17 protein-coding genes and 1 other annotated feature are annotated in these 16,238 nt (G+C 64.9%); of the genes, 6 read left to right on the top strand and 11 right to left on the bottom strand.

Going from position 1 to position 16,238, the window contains the following annotated elements; all coding sequences use genetic code 11:
• Nucleotides 1-75: 75 nt before the first annotated feature.
• Nucleotides 76-720 (bottom strand): single-stranded DNA-binding protein, encoded by a 645-nt coding sequence (locus tag QZS21_RS02180; protein ID WP_295579702.1) that lies wholly within the window; start codon nt 718-720, stop codon nt 76-78.
• A gap of 94 nt (nt 721-814) precedes the next feature.
• Between QZS21_RS02180 and QZS21_RS02175 the strand changes: the two genes are divergently transcribed.
• Nucleotides 815-1,981: a DUF2974 domain-containing protein gene (locus tag QZS21_RS02175; RefSeq protein ID WP_295579701.1), complete on the top strand. Its 1,167-nt coding sequence runs from the start codon at nt 815-817 to the stop codon at nt 1,979-1,981.
• 423 nt (nt 1,982-2,404) lie between these two features.
• A complete protein-coding gene (locus tag QZS21_RS02170; protein ID WP_295579699.1) occupies nt 2,405-5,755 on the top strand; it encodes an S-layer homology domain-containing protein in 3,351 nt (1,116 codons plus the stop codon).
• 84 nt (nt 5,756-5,839) lie between these two features.
• Here the strand turns inward: QZS21_RS02170 and QZS21_RS02165 are convergent, their stop codons facing one another.
• Complete coding sequence (locus QZS21_RS02165; protein WP_295579697.1) at nt 5,840-7,222, bottom strand: TrpB-like pyridoxal phosphate-dependent enzyme; 1,383 nt, start codon at nt 7,220-7,222, stop codon at nt 5,840-5,842.
• Nucleotides 7,223-7,302: 80 nt separating this feature from the next.
• Nucleotides 7,303-7,553 (bottom strand) — a binding site (T-box leader).
• A gap of 219 nt (nt 7,554-7,772) precedes the next feature.
• On the opposite strand from QZS21_RS02165, the gene QZS21_RS02160 reads away from it, so the two are divergent.
• On the top strand, nt 7,773-8,252 hold the full coding sequence (locus tag QZS21_RS02160) for an HD domain-containing protein (protein WP_295579695.1): 480 nt from the start codon (nt 7,773-7,775) through the stop codon (nt 8,250-8,252).
• A 36-nt stretch (nt 8,253-8,288) separates the two neighbouring features.
• On the opposite strand, the gene obgE is transcribed toward QZS21_RS02160, so the two are convergent.
• The 4 genes from obgE to rplU form a co-directional block, all read right to left on the bottom strand.
• Complete coding sequence (gene obgE / locus QZS21_RS02155; RefSeq protein ID WP_295579692.1) at nt 8,289-9,572, bottom strand: GTPase ObgE; 1,284 nt, start codon at nt 9,570-9,572, stop codon at nt 8,289-8,291.
• Between the two features lie 139 nt (nt 9,573-9,711).
• Nucleotides 9,712-9,993, bottom strand: a complete 282-nt coding sequence (gene rpmA, locus QZS21_RS02150) for a 50S ribosomal protein L27 (protein WP_295579690.1) — start codon at nt 9,991-9,993, stop codon at nt 9,712-9,714.
• A gap of 42 nt (nt 9,994-10,035) precedes the next feature.
• A complete protein-coding gene (locus tag QZS21_RS02145) occupies nt 10,036-10,368 on the bottom strand; it encodes a ribosomal-processing cysteine protease Prp (RefSeq protein WP_295579688.1) in 333 nt (110 codons plus the stop codon).
• 2 nt (nt 10,369-10,370) lie between these two features.
• Complete coding sequence (rplU, locus tag QZS21_RS02140; protein ID WP_295579686.1) at nt 10,371-10,682, bottom strand: 50S ribosomal protein L21; 312 nt, start codon at nt 10,680-10,682, stop codon at nt 10,371-10,373.
• 248 nt (nt 10,683-10,930) lie between these two features.
• On the opposite strand from rplU, the gene QZS21_RS02135 reads away from it, so the two are divergent.
• Together QZS21_RS02135 and QZS21_RS02130 are read left to right on the top strand one after the other, a co-directional pair.
• Entirely contained in the window at nt 10,931-11,293 is a 363-nt protein-coding gene (locus tag QZS21_RS02135; protein WP_295579684.1) for a DUF3796 domain-containing protein, read from the top strand.
• Complete coding sequence (locus tag QZS21_RS02130) at nt 11,286-11,492, top strand: helix-turn-helix transcriptional regulator (protein ID WP_295579683.1); 207 nt, start codon at nt 11,286-11,288, stop codon at nt 11,490-11,492. The genes QZS21_RS02135 and QZS21_RS02130 overlap by 8 nt, the downstream gene beginning before the upstream one ends.
• 4 nt (nt 11,493-11,496) lie before the next feature.
• Here QZS21_RS02130 and QZS21_RS02125 read toward each other — a convergent pair whose 3' ends face one another.
• The 5 genes from QZS21_RS02125 to QZS21_RS02105 all read right to left on the bottom strand — a co-directional run bounded on the left by QZS21_RS02125 (nt 11,497) and on the right by QZS21_RS02105 (nt 15,232).
• A complete protein-coding gene (locus QZS21_RS02125; RefSeq protein ID WP_295579681.1) occupies nt 11,497-12,321 on the bottom strand; it encodes a helix-turn-helix transcriptional regulator in 825 nt (274 codons plus the stop codon).
• Between the two features lie 82 nt (nt 12,322-12,403).
• Nucleotides 12,404-12,751 (bottom strand): hypothetical protein, encoded by a 348-nt coding sequence (locus QZS21_RS02120; RefSeq protein ID WP_295579678.1) that lies wholly within the window; start codon nt 12,749-12,751, stop codon nt 12,404-12,406.
• On the bottom strand, nt 12,738-13,205 hold the full coding sequence (locus QZS21_RS02115; RefSeq protein ID WP_295579676.1) for an S-ribosylhomocysteine lyase: 468 nt from the start codon (nt 13,203-13,205) through the stop codon (nt 12,738-12,740). Before QZS21_RS02115 ends, QZS21_RS02120 begins: the two co-directional genes overlap by 14 nt.
• A gap of 1 nt (nt 13,206) precedes the next feature.
• Complete coding sequence (locus QZS21_RS02110) at nt 13,207-13,890, bottom strand: 5'-methylthioadenosine/S-adenosylhomocysteine nucleosidase (protein WP_295579673.1); 684 nt, start codon at nt 13,888-13,890, stop codon at nt 13,207-13,209.
• Between the two features lie 133 nt (nt 13,891-14,023).
• Nucleotides 14,024-15,232: an acetate/propionate family kinase gene (locus QZS21_RS02105; RefSeq protein ID WP_295579669.1), complete on the bottom strand. Its 1,209-nt coding sequence runs from the start codon at nt 15,230-15,232 to the stop codon at nt 14,024-14,026.
• A gap of 397 nt (nt 15,233-15,629) precedes the next feature.
• Here QZS21_RS02105 and QZS21_RS02100 point away from each other — a divergent pair.
• Nucleotides 15,630-16,238: nucleotidyltransferase family protein (locus QZS21_RS02100; protein ID WP_295579666.1), on the top strand; the 609-nt coding region annotated here is incomplete at its 3' end.

Raw genomic sequence — 16,238 nt, 5'->3', positions numbered from 1 at the left:
TGAAAATGGATGATTTTATGAAAATGAAACGAAGCCGCGGTTTTAAGATGTTCGGATGGAAACCACAGAGCGATCTTATGGCGTATCACTTTCCACGGCGTCCATCCAATGCATCATGGACACCTCGTAGGCCACCCGCTCCTCCGTGCCGCTGTCTGTAACCTTGTGGTAGCTCCGGCTCTGGACCCGGCCCTCCAGGGCCAAAGGGTCCCCCACCTGCAGGCGGCTGGCCTGCACCGCCAGCTGGCCCCAGGCGATCACCGGCAGATAGTCCGCCCGGCCATACCGCCGGGGGGAGGCCAGCATCAAGTCGCAGATGCTGCGGCCCAGGGGCGTCCGCCGGAACACCGGCGGCTTGCACAGTGTGCCGGAGAGGCGGATCAGGTTGCAGGACTCCCCGTCGCCGGGGGCGATCTCCTGGGCGTAAACCGTCAGCACCAGGCGGTTGCCCACGCCGGTGCGGTTGTTGAAGGAGCGGAGCTGGCCCCGGACGCGCAGCGGCCCCGCCGCCGCAGCCTGGGGCAGCAGGGTGTCCGGCAGCAGCACCGGCAGCACGTCCGGCGTGCCGGAGAGCCGGGGCACCTGCAAAAAGAAGCGGTAGAACTGGGTGCCGTGATTTTCGTGGGACCATTCCGGCGCCGCCAGAGCCAGTCCCTCCAGCAGCACCTCGTTTCGGGTCTGTGTCGTCATGTCGTCCACCTCTCGGTTGTGATGTCCCATCCTATGAGGCCGCCGCCGGGGATAGACCTCTTGTCTTGGGGAACCCTGTAGCCTATAATGGAAGTGAAAAGCCTGCGGGCGGGGAGGACGGACCATGGCGAATTTGCTGGATTACCTGGACTGGCGGGGGGACTTGACCTTGCGGCAGTCGCCCTTCAACGAGGTGGACAATTTGATCCTGGCGGAGCTGTCCTTTGTGGACTTCCGGGGCATCGTGCCCCCGCCGGGCGAGGGGGGGAGCGTGCCGCTGCGCCGGGCGGCAGAGGCCTATTTCTCCCGCTTCCCCGCCGGGGAGAAGATCGACATGGGGGTGCTGGTGCCCGACGCCATCCCGGAGATGCTGCGAAAGATGGCCATCTCCAACCGCTTCCGGGACATGGGGCTCAACTGCTTTTCAGACCGGCTGGACAGGGAGCGGGCGGAGCAGTTTGCCGCCCTCACCGTGGAGACCGGGGACGGGATGCTGTACCTCTCCTTCCGGGGCACGGACGACACCCTGGCAGGGTGGAAGGAGGACTTCAACATGGCCTACGTGCCGGAGGTCCCCGCCCAGAAGCTGGCGGTGGCGTATGTAAAAACCGTGGCCCGGCAGTACCCCCGGAAAAAGCTGCGGCTGGGCGGCCACTCCAAGGGAGGAAATCTGGCGGTGTGGTCCGCGGTGTTCTGCCCGGCGGCCGTGCAGCGGCGGATATTTGCCGTCTGGTCCAACGACGGCCCCGGCTTTCACGACGATATCCTGGATCTGCCCCAGCACCGCCGGGTGGCGGACCGGATCACCTGCATCGTGCCCAAGAGCTCCGTGGTGGGAATGCTGCTGGAGCACGAGGAGGACTATATCGTGGTGGACAGCAGCCAGCAGGGATTGATGCAGCACGACGGCTTCTCCTGGGCGGTGTTGGGGAACCGCTTCGTGCGCCTGCGCAGCATCACCCGCCAGGGGCGGATGAACGACTTGACGCTGAAGGAGTGGATTCACCACATGCCTCTGGACCAGCGGGAGCGGTTTGTGGACGGATTGTTCGCCGTGCTGTCCGCCTCCGGCGCGGAGACGCTGACGGACTTGAAGGAGGAGCGGCTGAAGGCGGCGGGGGCCATGGTCCGGGCCATGAAGGATATGGAGAAGGACACCCGGGACGCCCTGTTTTACGCCATTGGGCTGCTGTTCCGCAGCAACCTGAAAGTGCTGCTAGAGGATTGGCAACAGGAGGGCGAGAAAAAGCCCCGAAAGAAGCGGGCGCAAAAAAAGAACGGGGACGGCTGAACAGCCGTCCTCGTCTCCAAATGACAAAGTTTTACAGGGATTGACAGGTGGTAAAATGCAAATCCCTCTTGCATTTCCGCATAAAAGCGATTAAGATGAAAGTGGAAATAATAAATGCGGCAGCCGCGGAGTGCGCCAACACCCCACGGCCTGCGTAGGAGTGCGATCCCACTCGTACACAGCAGCTTTGCTGCACCGTAACGTTTATTATAGTGGCTTTGCCCGCTTCTTGCAAGCGGATTTCGCAAAGGCACTTGATTTCGTTGCGTGACGCATTTTGCCCTTGCGGCAGAACGCGGTGTATGAGGACACTCATACACCGCGTTTGTTATTTCCGCCGGAGCACTGGGGGGCGGACCCCGCTCCCCTGTGTCTCCTGGTGGAAATTCGGGCAACTGCCCGGCCAAAGAAGGAGAGAGCGATATGCGAACACAGCGAAAAATCTGGGCCGTCCTCCTGGCGATCTGCCTACTGACGACCTGCCTGCCGGTTTCTGCCATGGCGGCGGGAACGGAGGGCGAAGCGGCATTTTCTGTCGTGGACAAAAACGGCAAAGAACTGGATAACGGCGGGTCTTACTACACCTTTGAAGCGGTACTGAACATGCCGAACCTCGAAAAGGTGGTTCTTGCCAAGAATTTGACAGAGAATATCACGATTCCCAAGGAGAAAACCGTCACCCTGGACCTGGGTGGCAAGACCCTGACGAACAAAGACGACCACACCATTTCGAACCACGGCACGCTGACCATCATCGGTGAGGGCACCGTGGCAAACACGACCGAGTCCAAGGGCGCCTTGGCAAACTACCAGGATGGCGTGGCCCACCTGAACGGCGGGACCTTTACCAATACCAGTTGGTACACCATCAAGAACCTGGGTGAAATCACCATCGACGGCGCCACGGTCACCACCACGAATGAGGGAAAGTCCAGCCTGATCGACAACGGCTGGTATGGTGATGCGAAAAAGGTCAACGACCTGGGACAGACCTACCCGACTGGTTCCGCGGCCCCGGTGAAGCTGACCATTGAAAGCGGCATCTTCGACGGTGGCATGAACACGGTCAAAAACGACGATTTCGGCGTTTTGGTGATTGAGGACGGCTCCTTCTTCAATACTGTGGGCGCCGTGATTATGAACTGGCATGACACAGTCATTAATGGCGGTGACTTCGTGCTGAATTCTGAGGAGCACCCCCTGCTGGCGAATGGGTATCTGAGCGATACCGCGGACAAGGGGCAGATGACCATCAACGGCGGCACCTTCCGAGCTGCATCCCTGGTCGGCTGGTGCGACGGTAATAAACCGGGTGGTACGCTGACCGTCAACGGCGGCACCTTTGAGGGATACTTTGGCGGCGGTCTTCCCTACACGCTGGCGATCAAGAAGGGCGCTTTCAACAACATGAGCGCCCTGAAGTATCTGGCGGCCGGGGCGGATGTCAAGGTCACCCTGACGGAAGACCAGACCGGCAGCGGATATGTGGTTAAGGATGGGCAGAAGGTAGAGATCGACTTCGGCGGCCACACCTATACGGTGAATGAACCGCTGGTGGGCTCCACCGGGACGGAGACCAATGCCTTCCAGCTCAAGAAGAGCGCCACGGTGATCATGCAGAACGGCACCATGCAGTCGAACACTGCGGCAATCATGATTCAGAATTACTGCGACCTGACCCTGAAAGACATGAACCTGATCGGCAGCGCCGATATGGCCTATGTCTCCAGCAACAACTGCGGTAAGGTGAACATCACCGGCAAAACCAACATCATTGCCGCAGAGGGCAAGGTGGCCTTTGACGTCTGCTGGGCGCCCAATAAGACGTATCCTGAGGGTACTCAAGTGACGGTGAACACCACCGGTACCATCGACGGGATCATTGAGCTGGGCCTCTGGGGAGACTTTGCCGAACCCGTCAAGAGCACCTTGAAGATCGAAAACGGCAAATTTACTGGTGCATTCAGAATTGACGAGAAGATGGCGAAGCAGATTACCATCTCCGGCGGTACCTTTGCTGCCGATCCCACGCCTTACTTGGCGGATGGACTGACCGCCGTGCTGAAGGACGGCGTCTACACCGTGGGCAAGGCGGTCACGGGCGTGACCCTGAGCCAGGCAACCCTGACGCTGGCCCCCGGCGGCAGCGCCTCGCTGACTGCCACCGTGGCGCCCGAGGACGCCCTGGAGAAGACCGTGACCTGGACCACCAGCGATGCGGCGGTTGCCACGGTGGCAAGCGGCACTGTCACCGCCGTGGCGGAGGGTACCGCTACCATCACGGCCGCCGTGGGCGGCAAGTCTGCAACCTGCGTCGTCACCGTCAACCAGACGGCGCCCCTGACCTGCGTCGTCACCTTCGCTGTGACCCCGGAGGGGGCCACTGTGGTGGTGAAGGACGGGGAGACGGTGGTGCCCGCTAACGCGGACGGCACCTACACCCTGGAGCAGGGCAAGGCGTATGCCTACACCGTCAGCGCCGACGGCTATGTCACTGAGACCGGCGCCCTGACGGCCACGGAGGACAAAACCGTTACCGTGACCCTCGTCAAGGCCGCGCCCGCCACGGCTGTCGTGACCTTCTCCGTGACGCCGGCGGATGCCGCCGTGGAGGTGAAGGACGGGGAGACCGCCGTCGCCCCCAGTGCCGACGGCACCTACACCCTGGAGCAGGGCAAGACCTATACGTACACCGTCAGCGCCAGCGGCTATGTCACCAAGAGCGGCACCGTGACGCCCGCGGCGGATGAGACCATCACCGTGGCCCTGGACCGCAAGAGCAGCGGCGGCGGTGGCGGAGGAGGCGGTAGCTCTTCCAGCAGCAGCACCTCCACTGAAACCGAGACCAAGAAGAACAGCGACGGTTCCACTGTCACCACCGTCACGGACAAGAAGACCGGCGAGGTGAAGGAGACGGTGAAGGCCGAGAGCGGCGTCACCGGCACCACCGTCACCGACAAGAGCGGCAACGTCACCGAGGTGCAGGCCTCCGTGCCCAGCACCGCCGCCCGGGAGGCCGCCGAAAACGGGGAGGCCGTGAAGCTGCCCGTGGAGGTTCCCAGCGTGAGCGATCCCGAGGAGGCCCCCGCCGTGGCGGTCACCGTGCCCAAGCGGGACGGCGGCGTGAAGGTGGAGATCCCCGTGGAGAAGGTGACTCCCGGCACCGTGGCGGTGCTGGTGAAGGCCGACGGCACGGAGGAGATCGTGAAGACCTCCCTGGTGACGGAGGACGGCGTGGTGCTGACGCTGACGGAGAGCGCCACGGTGAAGATCGTGGATAACAGCAAGGACTTTGCGGACGTGCCCGAGAACTACTGGGCCGGCGACGTGGTGGCCTTTGTGACCAGCCGGGAGCTGTTCACCGGCACCAGCGCCAGCACCTTCACGCCGGAGGCGCCCACCACCCGCGCCCAGCTGATGACCGTCATGGCCCGTCTGGACGGCGCCGACACCAGCGATTCTCCGCTGGAGCAGGGCATGGCCTGGGCGGTGGAGAGCGGCATCTCCGACGGCACGGCCCCCGACGCCGTCATCTCCCGCCAGCAGCTGGCCACCATGCTGTACCGCTACGCGGGTGCTCCGGCGGCGCCGAACCTGGCGCTGACCCAGCCCGACGCGGACGCGGTGGCGGACTACGCGGCGGACGCCCTGCGCTGGGCGATTGACAGCGGCATCCTCACCGGCAAGGCCGACGGCCGCCTGGACCCCACCGGTCCGGCAACCCGTGCCCAGGTGGCGGCGATGGTCGCCCGATTCTGCGCCTGGATCGGCTGAGTTCCAAGGCATAGAAGTTCCGAAGCGGAAACAGACAAGCAGCGGTGCGAGAGCACCGCTGCTTGCTTTATGAGAGGGGAACGCTCAGCCCTGGCCGGGGACCTGGGGCAGGTGGGAGAAGCTCTCCGCCAGCTCCTCGTCGGTGGGGACGGCGTCGGTCATCTCGCCGTTGTGGAACTTCTCATAGGCCACCATGTCGAAGTAGCCGGTGCCGGTAAGGCCGAAGAGAATGGTCTTCTCCTCGCCGGTCTCTTTGCACTTCAGCGCCTCGTCGATGGCCACCCGGATGGCGTGGCTGGACTCGGGGGCGGGGAGGATGCCCTCCACCCGGGCGAACTGCTCCGCCGCCTCAAAGACCTTGGTCTGCTCCACGGAGACGGCCTCCATGTAGCCGTCGTGATAGAGCTGGGAGAGGATGGAGCTCATGCCGTGGTAGCGCAGGCCGCCGGCGTGGTTGGCGGAGGGGATGAAGCCGCTGCCCAGGGTGTACATCTTGGCCAGGGGGCATACCATGCCGGTGTCGCAGAAGTCGTAGGCGAACCGGCCCCGGGTGAGGCTGGGGCAGGAGGCGGGCTCCACGGCGATGAAGCGGTAGTCCTGCTCGCCCCGCAGCTTCTGGCCCATGAAGGGAGAGATCAGGCCGCCCAGGTTGCTGCCGCCGCCGGCGCAGCCGATGATGATGTCGGGGGTGATGCCGTATTTGTCCAGGGCGGTCTTGGCCTCCACGCCGATGATGGACTGGTGCAGCAGCACCTGGTTCAAAACGCTGCCCAGCACATAGCGGTAGCCGGGGTGGGAGACGGCCACCTCCACCGCCTCGGAGATGGCGCAGCCCAGGGAGCCGGTGGTGCCGGGGTGCTCCGCCAGGATTTTCTTCCCGATCTCCGTCTCCATGGAGGGGGAGGGGGTGACGGAGGCGCCGTAGGTCCGCATGACCTCCCGGCGGAAGGGCTTTTGCTCATAGGAGCACTTCACCATGTACACCTTGCAGTCCAGCCCCAGGTAGGAGCAGGCCATGGACAGCGCGGTGCCCCACTGGCCGGCGCCGGTCTCGGTGGTGACGCCGGTGAGGCCCTGCTGCTTGGCGTAGTAGGCCTGGGCGATGGCGGAATTCAGCTTGTGGGAGCCGGAGGTGTTGTTGCCCTCGAATTTGTAGTAGATTTTCGCCGGGGTCTGGAGCTTCTCCTCCAGGCAGTAGGCCCGGACCAGGGGGGAGGGGCGGTACATCTTGTAGAAGTCCCGGATCTCCCGGGGGATGGGAATTTCCCGGGTGTCGTTGTCCAGCTCCTGGCGGATCAGCTCGTCGCAAAACACCGGCCGCAGGTCCTCGTAGCCCATGGGGGCGCCGGTGCCGGGGTTCAGCAGGGGGGCGGGCTTGTTCTTCATATCCGCCCGGACGTTGTACCAGGTGCGGGGCATCTCGTCCTCGGACAGGTAGATTTTGTAGGGGATTTTTTCGGTGGTCATCTGTGTGCTCCTTTCGCGTCCTGCGGTCCCGGGGAATGAAAAAAGACCTTCATCCCACAAGGACCTACTCCAATAGGTTCCTTTGGGACAAAAGTCTGAAAACTTCTGCGGTGCCACCCAAAATTGACGAGAAACTCGCCCACTTAGCGACGTGCCAACACACGTCTTTCCCTGATAACGGGGGAAAAGCCCGTCGGCGCTTACTGGGGAAGGTCCCGTTCAGCCCGCCCTCGGCAGTCCATTCCGCAAAGTCGTTTCTGCCGCCATCCCACCGCCGGCGGCTCTCTGAGAGAAATTCAGTCTGCGTACTCGTCTGCTTCATCGGTTTCGTTCGTTTGAACTTGGCGCAAGTGTACGCCATTGGGACCCGTTTTGTCAAGTGGAAAAAAATATTTTCACGAAACAGCCAAAAATGAATGGGAAAAATCTGTATTTCCCACAACAAAAAGGAGAACCTATGGGGGCAAAACCGGCACGGCGGCACTGGACATCCGGCGGGGCGTCTGCTATCATCAGGGTGTGAAAAACAGGGCGGAAGGGGGATGGCGCCATGACGGACCGGCAGCTTCTCTGGGCGTATGGCGGGGACATTCTGCGCGCGCCCCGGATGGCGCTGGAGCGGGACATTCCCCAGCACGGCGGCGTGAACTGCTACGACCACTCCGTGGGGGTGGCTCTCCTCAGCCTGTGGCTGGCCCGGCGGCTCCGGCTGCGGCTGGACCGGCGGAGCCTGGTCCGGGGGGCGCTGCTCCACGACTATTTTCTCTACGACTGGCACGACCGGGAGCCCTCCCACCGGCTCCACGGGTTTTACCATCCCCGGCGGGCGCTGGAGAACGCAGCGCGGGATTTTGCCCTGAACCGGGTGGAGGCGGACATCATCCGGCGGCACATGTTCCCCCTGACCCCGGTGCCGCCCCGCTTCCGGGAGGGGGTCGTGGTGTGCTGCGCCGACAAGCTGTGCGCGGTGCGGGAGATGGTTTTGGGACTGCCGCGGCTGCTGCCGCCGTTCCTCCGGGGAGAGGCATAAAACACGCGGCGGGCAAAAGCCCGCCGCGTGCCGCGTTTACCGCTGGTATTCAAACTCGAAGTCGTACATGGAGACGGTGTCCCCGTCCTGAATGCCCAGCTCCTCCAGCTGCTGGAAGAGGCCGGACTCCCGCAGGGTCTTGTCGAAGTACATCCGGCTCTCGTAGTCCGCAAAGTTGACGTTGCCCATGAGCCGCTGGAGCCAGGGGCCCTCCACCAGCCAAGTGCCGTCGTCCGCCCGCTGGATGTCCAGGGGGGCGGAGGTGTCCACCGCCGCCGGGCGGGGCACATACTCCGGCTCGTACACCGTGACGGGGGGCAGGGCGGACAGCATCTCCGCCACCTTCCCCACCAGCTGCCGGGTGCCCTGGTGGGCCGCGGCGGAGATCTCCAGCAGGGCGTAGCCCTGGGCCTCCACGTGCTGGCGCAGCCGCTCCAGATTCTCCGGGTCCTCGCAGATGTCCACCTTGTTGGCGCACACGATCTGGGGCCGCTTGGCCAGCTCCGGGCTGTACTGGGAGAGCTCGGCGTTGATGGCGTCGAAGTCCTGGACCGGGTCCCGGCCCTCGCTGCCGGAGACGTCCACCACGTGGACCAGCAGGCGGCAGCGGTCGATGTGGCGCAGGAAGTCGTGGCCCAGGCCGGCGCCCTCGCTGGCGCCCTCGATGATGCCGGGGATGTCCGCCATGACGAAGGACACCCCCTCGTCCACCCACACCACGCCCAGGTTGGGATAGAGGGTGGTGAAGTGGTAGTTGGCGATTTTGGGCTGGGCCTTGGAGACCACGGAGAGCAGGGTGCTCTTGCCCACGTTGGGGAAGCCGATGAGCCCCACGTCCGCCAGCAGCTTCAGCTCCAGCACCACGTCGTGGGCCTCGCCGGGGAGGCCCGCCTTGGCAAAGCGGGGCACCTGCCGGGTGGGGGTGGCGAAGTGCATGTTGCCCCAGCCGCCCCGGCCGCCCCGGCACAGCACGAAGGGCTCCTTGTCGGACATGTCCTTGATGATCTCGCCGGTCTCGGCGTCCCGGACCAGGGTGCCCCGGGGCACCCGGATGACCAGGTCCGCCCCGTCCTTGCCGGAGCGGCGGCCGCCCTGGCCGTCCATGCCGGCGGGGGCGGCGTATTTGCGCTTATAGCGGAAGTCCATCAGGGTGGACATGTTGTCGTCCACCTGCAGGATGATGGAGCCGCCCCGGCCGCCGTCGCCGCCGTCGGGGCCGCCGGCCGCCACGTATTTCTCCCGGTGGAAGGCCACCACGCCGTTGCCGCCGTTGCCCGCCTTCACGGTGATCCGGGCCTTGTCGATGAATGCAGTTGCCATGAGAACAACACCTCCAGAGATAGTATGGGGAGTTTGAGGCGTGTGCATCCCAAAACGCGGTCCGCCGCGCCCTCGGATGCAGACGCCTGCCTGGAAAAAGAGCCCCGAACGTGTGGCGTTCGGGGCTCTCCTCGTCTGATTACTCAGCCTCGTAGACAGAGGCCTGCTTGCGATCCTTGCCCATGCGCTCGAAACGGAGCACGCCGTCCGCCTTGGCGAACAGGGTATCGTCGCTGCCGATGCCGACATTCACACCGGGATGGATGTGGGTGCCGCGCTGGCGAACCAGAATGTTGCCGGCCTTGACAAACTGACCGTCCGCGCGCTTGGGACCCAGGCGCTTGGACTCGGAGTCACGGCCGTTCTTGGTGGAGCCGCCGCCCTTTTTGTGGGCGAAGAACTGAAGACCAATACGAATCATGATACGGACCATCCTTTCTTCAGATTTTAGATGGAGAGGACGTCAGCCGTCCTCCAAAACTTCGATGTTGCCGGGATACTCGTCGTGAAGCTCGGCAAAGTAGACCATCAGCCCCGTCAGAAGCGACTGGCAGGTGCTCTCCGCCGTGGGAGCCAGGCCCCCGGGGAGGCGGAGGGAGATGGACGCGTCACTTTCCCGGACCTTCACCGATGCCGCCAGGCCCAGCACGTCGTTGACGGTGGCCTCCACCAGGCGGATGGCGCTGGTGACGGCGGCGCAGACGATGTCCGCGCCCGCCTCGGCATAGCCGCTGTGGCCTCTGGAGTCAAAACCGGTGATCCGGTCTCCCTCCATGCGGAAGGTGATGGTGGTCATGCTCAGACGCTGATCTTGGCGATCTCAACCTTGGTGTAAGGCTGACGATGGCCCTGGCGCTTGCGGTAGCCCTTCTTGGCGTTGTACTTGAAGATGCGGATTTTCTTGCCCTTGCCGTTCTTGACAACGGTGGCCTCCACGCTGGCGCCCTCCACAACGGGGGTGCCGAAGGTGGCCTTCTCGCCGTCGATGACGGCCAGAACCTGGTCAAACTTCACGGTGTCTCCGGCTTCCTGGTCCAGCTTCTCGATGTAGACCACGTCGCCCTCGGCCACATTGTACTGCTTGCCGCCGGTCACGATGATTGCGTTCATGAATTGTTTCAACTCCTTCATTACGGGCTCGCTGTCGGGGGCGGTGCGCGGGGCACACTTTTTAGACCCATTCAAAGCGGCTTATCAAGTATATCAGCGAAAACCGCGCTTGTCAACAGGTTTTGGAGGAAAAAGTTTGAAAAACGCCGGATTTCCCGCAGCGGACGCCCCGCTTGACAATGTTCTCGATGTGTGGTATATTTCTATCATAAAATGCGAAATACATCACAAAAATGGGGAGGTCCTCGATGAAAAAGAAGAATTTGTACGGCCTGATGGGGCTGGTGTCGCTGCTGGGGTTTGTGGGCGTTTTGACGGAGGAGCGGGGATTTCTGGGCTTCTTCGGGTTTGCAGTGCATTTCCAGTACTTCTTTCTCCCCTCCGACGAGATGCTGGAGGCCTACATGACCCGCTCGGCGGCCAACGGTTTTTTCGCCGGGATGCTGGCCACCGCGGCGGTGACGGCGGCGGCGCTGCTGCTGGGCGGCGTCTCCGAACGGCAGGCGATGGCGGCGGGCTTTGCTGTGGGCTGGGGCGTCTCGGTGGCGGTATATTCCCTCTGCTCCGCCTACCACGGCTTCCGGGAGAGCTGGGGGCTGGGCCATGATTGAAAACCGGATCCGGGAGCTGCGGGCCCGGCATGGATTGAAGCAGGAGGACCTGGCCCGGCTGACGGGGGTGCGGCGGGAGACCATCGGCAACCTGGAAAAGGGCCGGTACAACCCCTCGCTGGTGCTGGCGTGGCGGATTGCGGAGGTCTTCGGCGTGCCCATCGAGGAGGTTTTCACCGTGACGCCGGACCCGTCCTGAGACCTCAGCGGCGGAGGGTGGTCAGCCGGGTCAGGCCCTCCAGCGTGAGGGTGACGGCGGCGGGGCGGGTCTCCGGCAGGCCGGAGGCGGCGCTGCTGCGGAAGAGGTAGTAGCCGAAGGCCTTGTCATTTCCGGACAGGCCGTTTTCCCCCGCCGGCGCCCCGGGCCGGGAGACGCCGTCCACCGTGGTGGTGAGCTGGGCAGAGGCGCCGCCGCCCACCAGGGCGGAGCGCTTTCCCGCGGGGTGCTCCATCATCCCCGCCACCAGGGTGCCGCCCCTTTGGCGGCAGACGCCCTCCGCCAGGAAGAAGACCCGCCAGGCGCCGGGGTCCTCCCCGGAGACGTCCACGCCGGACACCCGGATGCGGCAGCCGGTCTCGTCCTCATAGAGCACCGCGCCCACGCTGCCCTCCGGGTCCCGCAGGTCCAGCGTCACGGCGTACCGCCCGGGGACCTCCGTGAAGGAGAGCTCGTAGTCCAGGTCGTAGAACTGGTAGGAGAGGCCGCCGAAGGCCGTCCCCCAGACGTCGAAAATGAACAATATAAAGAGAAAAACAGCCAGGATACCGGCCATTCCGCCGCCGGTCAGCAGCCAGCGGCGCCGGAGCCGCCGCAGGTCGGGGGAGCGGGCAGCACCGTACAGGACCTCCGTCAGCTCCGCGTCCAGGGCCGCGGCGATGCGCTCCAGAGTCTCCACGTCCGGCTGGGCCTTGCCCGTCTCCCAGGCGGAGACCGCCTGCCGGGTGACGAACAGCCGCTCCGCCAGCTGCTCCTGGGTCAGGTGCCGGGCGGTGCGCAGGCGGCGGATGTGGGCGGGAATGGATGCCATGGGCGGCGCCCCCTCTCATAAAAACTGGCCCCAGCCTATCACGGGCCGGGGCCTTTGTCACGCAAAGATTGGTTGCGGTCCCTCAGGGCAGGCGTGTGGGGACGGCCACCGGCGGGGTCATCCCCAGGGAGACGCCGGTGCAGAGCAGGGCCACCGCCAGATTGCCGTGGGTTCGGACGAAAAAGGGGCCCACAGGCCACAGCCGCCCCCAAAAGGCGGAGGTGCCCCTGGGGCCGGCTCCCCACGCGGACCAGGCGGTGGTCCACAGCCAGAAGCAGCAGAGAAGGGTGGCGGCCACCAGGGCGGCGCCGCCCGTCAGAAAGCACAGGTGGGACAGCAGCCGGAGGCCCCGGCGCCGCCGCAGGCTGCGCCGCTCCCGGCCCTGGCGGAGGGCCCGCTTTTGCCGCTGCCGCTCCTCACGCCTGGTCATAGGACAGCCGTTCCACGGTCCAGTCCCGGATCAGGTCCGCGTACCAGCCGCACACCGCCCGTCCGGCGTCCACGTCCAGATTGGCATAGTTCCCGCACTCCGCGGGGCTCTTGCCGGGCATCTCCCCCTGGAAGCGCCCGGCGGCGGTGAAGACCTCCCGCAGCAGCAGGATGGCCCCCTCCAGGGACAGCAGCCGGTTGTCGAAGAGGAAGTAGAACCCGGTCTGGCAGCCCATGGGGCCAAAGTAGATCACGGCGTCCCGGTCCTCGGAATTCCGCAGGAGGGTGGCGATGAGGTGCTCGGCGGAGTGCAGCTCCCGGTTGCTCAGCAGGTCCCCGGTGTTGGGGCGCTTGAAGCGCAGGTCGAAGGTCACGGTGTCCCCGTCCCGCCGGGAGTAGTAGAGGCCGGGGAGCAGGCGGTTGTGGTCCACGGTGAAGCTGGCGATTTTCTCCATATCAAACTACCTCCTGCAGCCGTTTGGCAAGGGGCAGCACCACGCCGCCCAGGGCCTCCAGGGCCCTGCCGAAGTCGAAGTACTCCGCCGCCTGGCCGTCGGAGAACAGGTGGTCGGACACGGATTTCAAAGCGGTAAAGCGCACGCCGCTGCGCAGGCACACCTGGGCGATGGCGCCTCCCTCCATCTCCACCAACAGGGGGGAGAAGGTGTCCCGCAGGAGGGCGGCCCGCGCCCCCTTCACGGCGAACCAGTCGCCGGTGGCCACCCGGCCGGTGACGGCGGGGACGCCCAGGGCCGCCAGGGCCGCCGTGCACCGCTCCGGCTCCCAGGTGGGGAAGGCCACCTGGTTCACGGTGGACACCAGGCCGATGGGGTCCCCCACGGCGGTGGTATCCACGTCGTGCTGGACGAACTCCGACGCCACCACCAGCGACCCGGTGGGCAGGTCCGTCAGGCAGCCCGCCACGCCGGCGTTGAGAATCAGGTCCACGCCGTGGCGCAGGCAGAAAATCTCCGCCGCCATGGCGGCGTTGACCTTGCCGACGCCGCCGGCGCAGGCCAGGATGTCCGGCGCGATCTCGAAAAAGGGCACGCCGGAGACGGTTTCAAAGGGGGTCAGGGCCTTGGCCCCCGGCAGCGCGTGAAGCTCCGCGGGCATGGCGAATTGCAGTCCGATTTTCATGGTATTCTCCTTGTCGAATGTGGGGATTTGCCATTACCATACCACAAACGCCGCCCCGGTGCAATCTCCCGGCCAGGGCCTGCGGGGAATAAAAAAGGGCGGGCCTTTTGGCCCGCCCAGAATCTGGAGAGGATTACTTGCCGGAGACGATGGCGGCGGTGTCCATGGCGATCATGAGCTCCTCGTTGGTGGGGATCAGCAGGACCTTCACCTGGGAGTCGGGGGCGGAGATGACGACCTCCTTGCCCCGGACGTTGTTGGCGGCGGCATCCATCTTCACGCCCATGAACTCCAGGCCGGAGGCGATGTCCATCCGCTGGCTGACGGAGTTCTCCCCCACGCCGGCGGTGAAGATGATGGCGTCCACCCCACCCATGGCGGCGGCATAGGCGCCGATGAGCTTCTTCACGCCGTAGTTAAACATATCCACCGCCAGGCCGGCCCGCTCGTTGCCGTCCTTGAAGGCGTTCTCCAGGTCCCGGAAGTCGGAGCTGACGCCGGAGACGCCCTGCACGCCGGACTTCTTGTTGAGGATGGAGACCATCTCCTTGATGTCCAGGTGGTACTTGGTCATCAGGAACTCCAGAATGCCGGCGTCCAGGTCGCCGGAGCGGGTGCCCATGGGCAGGCCGGCCAGGGGGGTGAAGCCCATGGAGGTGTCCACGCTCTTGCCGCCGTCGATGGCGGTGACGGAGGAGCCGTTGCCCAGGTGGCAGGAGATCAGCTTCAGCTCCTGGGGCTGCTTGCCCAGCATGGCGGCGGCCCGGGCCGCCACGTACTTGTGGCTGGTGCCGTGGAAGCCGTACCGCCGGACCTTGTCGGTCTCATAGTACTCGTAGGGCAGGGCGTACATGTAGGCCTTGGCGGGCATGGTCTGGTGGAAGGCGGTGTCGAACACGGCCACCTGGGGCACGTCCTTGCCCATGACGGCGGTGCAGGCGTTGATGCCGGTGATGTTGGCGGGGTTGTGGAGGGGGGCCAGGGGGATGCAGTCCTCCAGGGCCTTCATAACCGCGTCGGTGATGAGGACGGAGGAGTTGAACGCCTCGCCGCCGTGCACCACCCGGTGCCCCACGGCGCCGATCTCCTTCATGGAGCCGATCACGCCGTTCTTGGCGTCCACCAGGGCGTCCAGCACGGTCTGAATGGCCTCGGAGTGGGTGGGCATGGCCACGTCCACCGCGTCCAGCGTCTCCTTGCCGGCCACCTGGGGCTTATAGGTAAACTTGCCGTCGATGCCGATGCGCTCGCACAGGCCCTTGGCCAGCAGGACGCCGGTCTCGGGATTCAGCAGCTGGTACTTCAGGGAGGAACTGCCTGCGTTGATGACGAGAATGTTCATGTTTTACGTCTCCTCTTTTTCTTCTGGTGGAAAACCGCCGCGGGTTTTCCGCAACTCAAGATAAAATAAAAGCAAAGTCCGCGCAACCGGGCGGAAAATTACAGTTTCATTATACCAGAGATTTTCCAGGTTACAACCACCATTTTTACCGAAATGCCGTGGTTTGGCCGCCTGGAAAGGGAGGAGTCGCACAATGCCTCCGCCGCCGGGGCGGGGAGGCGGCGCTCCGGGCCGCGGGTCTTCCCGGGCGGGGCCCGGCCCACCTTCCCCGGGATTCCATTTGAAAAAGGGCCGCCGGTATGATAAAATACGACCGTTACGGCGGCTGCGCGGGAGCGCGTCCGGCGGGCCGTGACACCAAACTGTCACTTTTTGTCACCGGTTGGGGAGGAATTCTGTGCGGGTTGCAGGTATCATAACAGAATACAATCCCCTCCATAGCGGCCATGTGCACCTGATGGAGGAGACCCGGCGGCGCCTGGGGGCGGATACCGCCGTACTCTGCGTGATGAGCGGCTGCTTCGTCCAGCGGGGGGACTTCGCCCTGGTGGGGAAGTACGCCCGGGCGGAGGCCGCCGTCCGCAGCGGCGCCGATCTGGTGGTGGAGCTGGGGCTGCCCTGGGCCGTCTCCTCGGCGGAGCGGTTTGCCGACGGCGGCGTGGCCGCCCTGCTGGCCACGGGCCTGGTGACGGACCTGGCCTTCGGCAGCGAGTGCGGAGACGCGGCGCCCCTCTGGCGCCTGGCCCGGGCGCTGACAGGGGAGGACTTTCCCCATCGGCTGCGGCGGGAGCTGGAAAAGGGCGTCAGTTTCGCCGCGGCCCGGCAGCGGGCGGCGGAGGGGCTGGTCTCCCGGGAGGATGCGGCCCTGCTGGAGCGGCCCAACAACATCCTGGGAGTGGAGTACTGCAAGAGTCTGCTGCGCCGGGGCGGAGAGCTGCGGGTGCTGACGGTGCCCCGGCAGGGGGCTGCCCACGACGGCGGCGCCCCGGTGGGGGAGCACCCCTCC

The organism is uncultured Oscillibacter sp. (genome assembly GCF_900544955.1).
Lineage (GTDB): Bacteria > Bacillota > Clostridia > Oscillospirales > Oscillospiraceae > Oscillibacter.
Note: the sequence above shows the minus strand (reverse complement) of the source record. Positions and strands in the feature narration are given on the sequence as shown.

Excerpts from the sequence above, each read along its gene's own strand:
- QZS21_RS02120 (WP_295579678.1), bottom strand. The coding sequence starts at position 12,751 with ATGACCAGGCGTGAGGAGCGGCAGCGGCAAAAGCGGGCCCTCCGCCAG.
- QZS21_RS02160 (WP_295579695.1), top strand. The coding sequence starts at position 7,773 with ATGACGGACCGGCAGCTTCTCTGGGCGTATGGCGGGGACATTCTGCGC.
- QZS21_RS02125 (WP_295579681.1), bottom strand. The coding sequence starts at position 12,321 with ATGGCATCCATTCCCGCCCACATCCGCCGCCTGCGCACCGCCCGGCAC.
- QZS21_RS02145 (WP_295579688.1), bottom strand. The coding sequence starts at position 10,368 with ATGACCACCATCACCTTCCGCATGGAGGGAGACCGGATCACCGGTTTT.
- QZS21_RS02175 (WP_295579701.1), top strand. The coding sequence starts at position 815 with ATGGCGAATTTGCTGGATTACCTGGACTGGCGGGGGGACTTGACCTTG.
- QZS21_RS02170 (WP_295579699.1), top strand. The coding sequence starts at position 2,405 with ATGCGAACACAGCGAAAAATCTGGGCCGTCCTCCTGGCGATCTGCCTA.
- QZS21_RS02165 (WP_295579697.1), bottom strand. The coding sequence starts at position 7,222 with ATGACCACCGAAAAAATCCCCTACAAAATCTACCTGTCCGAGGACGAG.
- QZS21_RS02130 (WP_295579683.1), top strand. The coding sequence starts at position 11,286 with ATGATTGAAAACCGGATCCGGGAGCTGCGGGCCCGGCATGGATTGAAG.
- QZS21_RS02105 (WP_295579669.1), bottom strand. The coding sequence starts at position 15,232 with ATGAACATTCTCGTCATCAACGCAGGCAGTTCCTCCCTGAAGTACCAG.
- QZS21_RS02110 (WP_295579673.1), bottom strand. The coding sequence starts at position 13,890 with ATGAAAATCGGACTGCAATTCGCCATGCCCGCGGAGCTTCACGCGCTG.
- rplU (WP_295579686.1), bottom strand. The coding sequence starts at position 10,682 with ATGAACGCAATCATCGTGACCGGCGGCAAGCAGTACAATGTGGCCGAG.
- QZS21_RS02180 (WP_295579702.1), bottom strand. The coding sequence starts at position 720 with ATGGGACATCACAACCGAGAGGTGGACGACATGACGACACAGACCCGA.
- rpmA (WP_295579690.1), bottom strand. The coding sequence starts at position 9,993 with ATGATTCGTATTGGTCTTCAGTTCTTCGCCCACAAAAAGGGCGGCGGC.
- QZS21_RS02115 (WP_295579676.1), bottom strand. The coding sequence starts at position 13,205 with ATGGAGAAAATCGCCAGCTTCACCGTGGACCACAACCGCCTGCTCCCC.
- QZS21_RS02135 (WP_295579684.1), top strand. The coding sequence starts at position 10,931 with ATGAAAAAGAAGAATTTGTACGGCCTGATGGGGCTGGTGTCGCTGCTG.
- obgE (WP_295579692.1), bottom strand. The coding sequence starts at position 9,572 with ATGGCAACTGCATTCATCGACAAGGCCCGGATCACCGTGAAGGCGGGC.